The following is a 7,292-nucleotide window of genomic DNA, read 5'->3' on the forward strand; positions in this document are numbered from 1 at the left end:
CTGCAACCGCTGCGTCGGCGCCTGCCCGACGCGCGCCATCGGCTACGCCACCGCCGAGGACGGCGTGCTCAACGTGCGCCAGCCCGTCATGCGTTTCCGCATCGGCTGGTGCGACATGTGCGGCGGCGACCCCCGCTGCATTGCCGCCTGCCCGACCGGCGCGCTCGCGCCTTTCGACCCCGAGGCCGACAAGATTGGCGTCGCCGTCGTCGACGAGGGCGAATGCGAGCTTTTCGGCGTGTCCGGCCACTGCAGCGCCCCGTGCGTGGACGCGTGCGAATGGGGCGCTCTGCGCATTGACGAGCAAGGGCGCCTGGTCGTGGACGAAGAACGCTGCAACGGCTGCGGCGCGTGCGAGAACGTGTGCGTCGCCGGCTCGTACGGCGGCTACGCGGCCTCCGGCAAACGCGGCGTGAACATCAAGCCCTGGAAAGGCGGCGACGGACGATGACGAAACCGGTGAAGAAACGCTCGAAGATGACGATCGCACGGCGCGTCGTCGTGGCGGCGGCGTTCGTCGCCTGCGTCGTGGGCGTGCTGGCCTTCGGCGGCGCGGGAAGCTACTGCAGCTTCGGTGTGGACGCCATCGCGGCCATCTGCCCTCTGGGCTCGCTCGAGGCGCTCTTCGGCTCGTGGGCCGCGGCGCCGCGCGCGCTCATCGTGCTTGCCGTCGTAGTGGTGCTCGGCGTGGCGTTCGGAAAGGCGTTCTGTTCGTGGGCCTGCCCCGTTCCCCCGCTCGACCGCTTCCTGCGCACGAAGAAAAGCCGCCGCAAGGACGTCGACGAGCGGCATCAGGCGGCGGCGGAGTCGCTCGAGCGCTGGCACGCGCGCAGCTCGTGCGGCGCTTGCAGCAGCCACTGCTCCAGCGCCGACGGCGCGCAGGCTGCGGACGGCGAAAACGCCTTGGCCTGCGCCAAGGACGCCGCCGTGGCGCCCGAGGAGAAGGACGGCCAGGAAACCGACGTCGAGAAAACCCTCGCGGGCAAACGGCGCTTCCGCCTGGATTCGCGCCATCTGGTGCTCGCCGGCTCGCTCGTTTCGGCGGCGGCGTGCGGGTTTCCCGTGTTCTGCCTGGTGTGCCCCATCGGCCTTACCATCGCCTCGGTGATAGCCCTGTACCGCTTCGTCGGGTTCAACGAGCTCACCCTCAGCCTGGTCGTGTTCCCCGCCGTCATCGTGCTCGAGCTCGTGGTGCTGCGGAAATGGTGCCACCGCTTTTGCCCGGTGGGAGCTCTGCTTTCGCTCATCTCGTCGTTCGGCAGCAAAATGACGCGCCCGCGCGTCGACCACGACCGCTGCCTGCGGGCGGAAAGCGAGCCGTGCACAGCGTGTGCTTCCGTGTGCCCGGAGCACATCGACCCGGTGGCAGACCTCGGACGCCGTCCTCTTTCCGAGTGCACGCGCTGCGGCCGCTGCGCCGACGCGTGCCCGCACGACGCCATCTCCTTCACGAAACGTGGCCTGGCGCTTCGTCGGAACGAAAGTGCCCGAAAAGCCGCCGACGCCTAGGCGCCATTCCGCATTTTCCGCCGTCCTGACCGAAGACCGCGCAGGACGGCGGTTTGCTGTCTGGGAATCTTTCTGCCGCCCCCTGCAGCCGGCGGCCCCTACCCCTCCGGGTACACCAACGCTTCGTACTCTTCCAAAGGCAGCGGGCGGGCGAAGTAGAAGCCTTGCGCCTCTTCGCAGCCGGCCTCGCGCAGGAAGTCGGCCTGCCCCCCGGGTCTCCACGCCCTCGCAGACGACGCGGTAACCCAGCCCATGGATCATCCTGATAAGGCTTTGCAGGAAGTAGACCTTCTTTTCGCTCGTCGTGCAGTTGGCGATGAACGCGCGGTCGAGCTTCATGGTGTCCACGGGAATGTCCAGGATGGAGTTCAGCACCGAATACCCCGCCCCGAAGTCGTCGATGGCCGTGTGGATGCCCATGCCCCGCAGCGCGACGAAAAGCGCCTTCGCGTCCTCGTACTCGTCCACGGTGGCGGTCTCGATGAGTTCTATGATGCCGCGCCTGCGGCAGTAGTGGGTGAACGCGTTATAGCCGGGAAGGGCCGGGTCCCCCGAGCGGTGCAGCAGGTACTCGCGACCGAAGCAGAACGGAACCCGGCGCCAGAGCTCGCCTTAGCGCTACTTCTCTACCGCCCGAAAAGCATCATGCGGATGCCCTTGTCTTCGGCGGTTTTCCAATTATTTGCCCAAAATTCGCCCAAATGCAAAGGGGCGAAGTTTCTCAATATGGTCGCGCCAAGCATGCGAACTGGGGAAACATTGCGTTATCCATCCCGACAGAACCGTACGGTCGCTGGGCTGCCAGAACACCCTATTAGTGACCAGATTGTTTCATTTTCCCTATTTTCGCAGGTCAAAAGCCCGTCAAAAAATCCTGACACCCATGATGTTACTACAACACCTATGAGGACCCGGCCATCCACGCCTATCCCCTCGATTCCGTCGCCTTGGACGGCGGCGCGGTGGTGAAGGTACCTGCCGCCCTATAGCGCCCGCGCGGGGCAGTTGTCGGAGGGCGATGCCCCTCCTCCTGCGACAACTGCCCCGCAGACCCTGCGCGCATTCGCCGAAGAAACTGCTAGAATTCACATGGAGGAGGGTTTTCCGACGCACGGCGGCAGCAAGGGGGCCAACATGGGATCGTTGGAGAACAAAATCGCCATCATCAGAGCCATGGATGAGCTCATGGCGGAGCGCTCGCTCGAGGAGATACGCACCGTCGACATCTGCGCCCACGCCGGCGTGTCCCGCCAGACTTTCTACCGCAACTTCAGCGATAAGTACCAGGCTGCCATCTGGTTCATGGAGGAGGGCGCCTGGCACTCGGTGCGCCAGATAGGCGTGACCTGCGGATGGAAGACGGGCCATCGCCGCCTGTTCTCCTTCGTGGCGGGCAACCGCCGCTTCATCAAGCGCCTCTTCCAGATGAACGGATCGAGCGCCCTCGGCAAGACCCTCATGGAGAAGACCGTCGAGCAGAACTTCGTGGAGCACTATTGCGAGCAGTACGCCGCAGCCACCGGCCGCGAGCCTGACGGACGCGTGGAGTTTCAGATCAAGGCCTTCGCCAAGATGAGCATCGAGTGCATAAAGGAATGGCAGTCCGATCCGCACCCCGACCAGTCAGAGGAGTACATCGACGCCTTCCTCTCCGCCGTGCCGAAAGACCTCTTCGAGGCCCTCGACATCGAAGACAAGCCCTCGGACGCCTCCATCGCCTTCCCCCTCTCCACCCTCGTCGCGGGCTACTAGCCCTGCCTCCATGGAACAGAACCCGCGCTCTGCTCCAAACATGGAGCAGAGCGCGGGTTCTGCAGTCTTTCTGTCCCCTCACCTGCCCTGAATAATGGGCCCCAAGAGATCCGCCGGGTTCGCCCCAGCGTACGCCGGGCCCTGCGGATCGGCAGGAAAGGCATCATCTGAGACAGGAGGAGACCATGGAATTCAATGATGCTGCCGTGGAGATGCGCGACGACGTGGGAAAGCCCTGGCGCTACGAGGAGGACGGCTGCACGGTGACCCGCACCTGCGTGTGGTCGGCCCCGGGCTGCCATCCGGTGGGCTGCGGCCTGAAGGTCTACGTCAAGGACGGCGAGGTCGTCAAGGTGGAGGGCGATGAGAACCACCCGGTGACCAAGGGCCGCCTGTGCGTGCGCTGCCTGGCCATGAAGGACTTCCTGTACCATCCCGACCGCATCATCTATCCCATGAAGCGCGACCGCGCCAACCGCGGCAAGGACAAGTGGGAGCGCTGCAGCTGGGATGAGGCCATCGCCATCATTAAGAAGAACTACGACGAGGTGAAGGAGAACTATGGCGTCGAGTCCATGGTGGCGTTCATGGGCACCGGCCGCCAGGGCAACATCGGAGCCACCGGCGCCCACCGCGTCCTCGGGACGCCCAACGGCTGCTATCCGTTGAGCGGCTTTTCTTGCTACGGCCCGCGCGTTTGCATCACCATGGACGTGATCGGGTCGTCTTACCCCGAGATCGACTACGCAGGCGGCCTGCCGGGCAGCTACGACGATCCGGCCTACACCATTCCCCAGCTCATCATCCAGTGGGGCAAGGAGCCCATCTACTCGAGCCCCGACGGTCTGTTCGGCCACGCCATCATCGACTTGATGAGGCGCGGAACCAAGCTCGTCAACATCAACCCCCGCATCACGTGGACCGGCTCCCGCGCCGTCATGAACGTGCAGCTGCGTCCCGGCACTGACGCTGCGCTGGCCATGGCCATGCTCGACGTCATCATCGAGGAGGATCTGTACGACCACGAGTTCGTCGACCTGTGGTGCTTCGGCTTCGACGACCTTGCCAAGCGCGTGAAGACGATGCCTCCCGAGAAAGCGGCCGAGATCTGCGAGATCCCGGCGGAGCAGATCTACAAGCTTGCGCGGCTGTACGCGACCTCCAAGCCGGCTGCCATCGCCTGGGGCGTGTCCATCGACCAGAGCCCGAACGGCTCTCAGGCCGGTCAGGCGATCCTGGCCCTCATGTCCATCACCGGCAACATAGACGTGCCCGGCGGCCAGGTGCTCGTCTCCGTCAGCGGCGGCGACGGCGGCAAGCAGGAGGACATCGACTCGGTGGGCTGGCCGGAGATGAAGCAGGAGCTCAAGGAAGCCATCATCGGCCACGAGGAATACCCGTTCTACACCGGCGGCCTCAAGATGTCGCAGGCCGACCGCCAGCTCGACGCCCTGGAAACCGGCAAGCCCTATCCCATCCACTTCACCTGGATCGGCGAGACCAACCTCATCGCGCCCACCTGCTCGGCCCAGCCGAAGCGCTGGTACGACGCTCTGCGCAAGGTCGACTTCAACTTCGCAACCGACACGTGGATGACCCCGACCATCCAGGGCTGCTGCGACGTCGTGCTGCCTCTTGCTTCCTCGCTCGAGATGGAGACCATCGTCCCGACGCATTACGGCGGATCGCCCAACTACGTCGGCGCTCTGAACAAGTGCGTCAAATGCGGCGAGGCTGTTCCGGAATGGGAGCTCTACCGCATCCTCGGCCTTGCACTCAACCCCGAAATGTGGGAGAACCGCGAGAAGGACTTCAAGGAGTTCTACGACACCGCGATGATGCGCGCCTATCCGTTCGACTACGACGAGCTGCAGAAGAAGGTCGTCATCCAGAGCGAGGTGGAGTACCGCAAATACGAGACCGGCAAGCTGCGCCCCGACGGCAAGCCCGGTTTCAACACCGCCACGGGCCGCGTCCAGCTCTACAGCCCCATGTTCGAGATGGTCGGCGAGGATCCGCTGCCGTACTACTTCGAGGCTCCCACCACGCCCGTCTCCACGCCTGAGCTCGCCAAAGAGTATCCGTTCACGATGATGACGGGCGCTCGTGAGATCGGCTACTTCCACTCCGAAGGCCGTCAGATCGAGAAGCTGCGCGATCTGTGCCCCGATCCGCTGGTCGAGATCAATCCCGCCGACGCCGAGAAATACGGCATCAAAGCGGGAGACTGGGTTCGCATCGAGAACCCGTGGGGCGTGTGCTTCGAGAAAGCCAAGATCACGCCGATCCTCAAGCCCGGCTACATCCAGGCTCAGCATGGCTGGTGGTTCCCCGAGGAAGACGCCGAGGCACCTCACCTCTACGGCGTGTGGAAGAGCAACATCAACACGCTGATCCCGCATTCCCGCCAGGGCAAGCTCGGGTTCGGCGCTCCGTTCAGAACCACGTTGGTGAAGATTTCCAAGGCCCAGGAAAGCGACCTGGCGGAAGCCGACCGCATCGGCCTTGAAGGAGAAGACGGGAAGCCCATCGAGCACGCCGACAACTTCTTCCGCATCGACAACCCCGAGCTCGACCCCGCTGCTCGCTAGGAAGGTGATTCGAAATGAACCAGTACGGACTTCTCATTGATTACGAATACTGCACCAACTGCCACTCTTGCGAGGTGGCATGCGAGGAAGCCCACGACTTCCCGCCCCAAGCGCGCGGCATCCGCGTGTTCGAGGACGGTCCGTGGCAGTACGGAGAGGGCGACGACGAGAAATGGAACTGGAACTACATCCCGGTTCCGTCTGATCGCTGCGACCTGTGCGCCGAGCGCGTGACGAAGGGCCAGGAGCCTGCGTGCGTGCACCACTGCCTTGCTCAGGTCATGAAGTTCGGCCGCATCGACGATCTGGTGGAGGACTTCAAGACCAAGCCGCGCCAGGTCCTCTGGATGCCCAACTAGCAGACGGGGAAGGGAGGCGAGAATGTGCGGCTATGCCTGCATAGGATGCGGGAGGTGCGGCAAGAAGCCCGACCGAATCCTGCCTCCCTTTCGCTGCCCAGCCTGCGGCGGCCCGGTCGAGGCCGGCGCCGCCGCCTGCCCGGCCTGCGGCCTCTCCCTCGTGCCCGGCGAGCCGCTGGGAGTCAGGCGAGAGACGCTCGGGGACGGGCAAGCCGAGGCGGGGGACGACGCGACTGCCTCGTCCCCCGCGTGACAAAGGAGGGAACCATGTTCAAAGGACCCCAAGGATTCGGAAGGATGATGAACATCCTGATGTGCGCGATCATGTGCGCCGTGCTCAGCATCGCCATCCCCCTCATCATCGAGGGAGCCACCGGCGCCCAGGGGCTGCTCAACCCCATAGGCTTCGTCCAGAGCTTCGTGCTGAGCTTCTGCATAGCCTATCTCTTCGGCGATCTCGTGCCCGCCGTCGCCTGGGGCGGCACCCTGGCGGTGCGGATGGGCGCGAGCGGCCCGGTCGCCTACCTTATCCAGTGCGTCGTGACGGCCGTGCTGCTCATTACCTGCATCGCCTTCACGATGTCGTTCGTCAACAACATCGCAACGCCCGGCGGCATGGGTGCCGTCACGGGATTCTTCGCCATGATCTGGCCTGGCGCGCTCGGCTTCGGCTTCCTGGCCATCTTGCTCACGCTCGGCCCCTGCATGAAGGTCGCCGCCAAGGCAACGGGCTTCGACCCCGCCGCTGCGGCCGCAGCCGCCTAGGGATTGATCTGTTTCAAGATTTCGGACACGGAATCGGCAGGGATCATGCGGCGAGCGGCATGCCGTCGGAGCCCGCGGCGGGCTCGGCGAAGGCCGCGTCGCACCGCTCCATGAACGCCTCCGTCTTGCCGGCCGGCGTCTGGTAGCCGATCGTCGAGTGCGGGCGGGCCCGGTTGTGGAAGCCCTCGATGTAGCCGACCACCATGCGCGTGCACAGGTCGATGACGGCGGCCAGGTAGAGCCAGCCCCGGCCCGTGCGCAGGTACGTGACGTCGCCGCCGGGCATGGTGGTCGGCGCCGGCGCGCCGAAACGCCG

7 protein-coding genes and 2 pseudogenes are annotated in these 7,292 nt (G+C 64.9%); 6 read left to right on the forward strand and 3 right to left on the reverse strand.

The genetic code is table 11. The features are described from left to right. Both GPA_RS12570 and GPA_RS16930 read left to right on the forward strand, forming a co-directional pair. Nucleotides 1-451: 4Fe-4S dicluster domain-containing protein (locus tag GPA_RS12570; protein ID WP_041239600.1), on the forward strand; the 451-nt coding region annotated here is incomplete at its 5' end. Then, the gene (locus tag GPA_RS16930) at nucleotides 448-1,509 is read left to right on the forward strand and encodes a 4Fe-4S binding protein (RefSeq protein WP_015540095.1); all 1,062 of its coding nucleotides are present in this window, start codon (nucleotides 448-450) and stop codon (nucleotides 1,507-1,509) included. The genes GPA_RS12570 and GPA_RS16930, both read left to right, overlap by 4 nt. A 98-nt stretch (nucleotides 1,510-1,607) precedes the next feature. Here GPA_RS16930 and GPA_RS19805 read toward each other — a convergent pair whose 3' ends face one another. After that, nucleotides 1,608-1,763, reverse strand: coding sequence for a hypothetical protein (locus GPA_RS19805; RefSeq protein WP_015540096.1), 156 nt, complete (start codon nucleotides 1,761-1,763; stop codon nucleotides 1,608-1,610). Between the two features lie 16 nt (nucleotides 1,764-1,779). After that, a pseudogene (locus GPA_RS20655) lies at nucleotides 1,780-1,977 on the reverse strand (EAL domain-containing protein); the annotation flags it as partial. A 666-nt stretch (nucleotides 1,978-2,643) separates the two neighbouring features. Between GPA_RS20655 and GPA_RS16935 the strand changes: the two are divergent. The 4 genes from GPA_RS16935 to GPA_RS12605 all read left to right on the forward strand — a co-directional run bounded on the left by GPA_RS16935 (nucleotide 2,644) and on the right by GPA_RS12605 (nucleotide 6,976). Next, nucleotides 2,644-3,261: a TetR family transcriptional regulator gene (locus GPA_RS16935; RefSeq protein ID WP_167536667.1), complete on the forward strand. Its 618-nt coding sequence runs from the start codon at nucleotides 2,644-2,646 to the stop codon at nucleotides 3,259-3,261. 185 nt (nucleotides 3,262-3,446) lie between these two features. After that, entirely contained in the window at nucleotides 3,447-5,852 is a 2,406-nt protein-coding gene (locus tag GPA_RS12590; RefSeq protein ID WP_015540098.1) for a molybdopterin-containing oxidoreductase family protein, read from the forward strand. Nucleotides 5,853-5,866: 14 nt separating this feature from the next. Continuing rightward, the gene (locus GPA_RS12595) at nucleotides 5,867-6,211 is read left to right on the forward strand and encodes a 4Fe-4S dicluster domain-containing protein (protein ID WP_015540099.1); all 345 of its coding nucleotides are present in this window, start codon (nucleotides 5,867-5,869) and stop codon (nucleotides 6,209-6,211) included. A 267-nt stretch (nucleotides 6,212-6,478) separates the two neighbouring features. Next, the gene (locus GPA_RS12605) at nucleotides 6,479-6,976 is read left to right on the forward strand and encodes a hypothetical protein (protein ID WP_156791037.1); all 498 of its coding nucleotides are present in this window, start codon (nucleotides 6,479-6,481) and stop codon (nucleotides 6,974-6,976) included. Nucleotides 6,977-7,166: 190 nt separating this feature from the next. On the opposite strand, the pseudogene GPA_RS17545 reads toward GPA_RS12605, so the two are convergent. Continuing rightward, nucleotides 7,167-7,292, reverse strand: a pseudogene (locus GPA_RS17545) (IS3 family transposase); the annotation flags it as partial.

It is taken from the genome of Gordonibacter pamelaeae 7-10-1-b, assembly GCF_000210055.1.
In the GTDB taxonomy this organism is placed as follows: domain Bacteria; phylum Actinomycetota; class Coriobacteriia; order Coriobacteriales; family Eggerthellaceae; genus Gordonibacter; species Gordonibacter pamelaeae.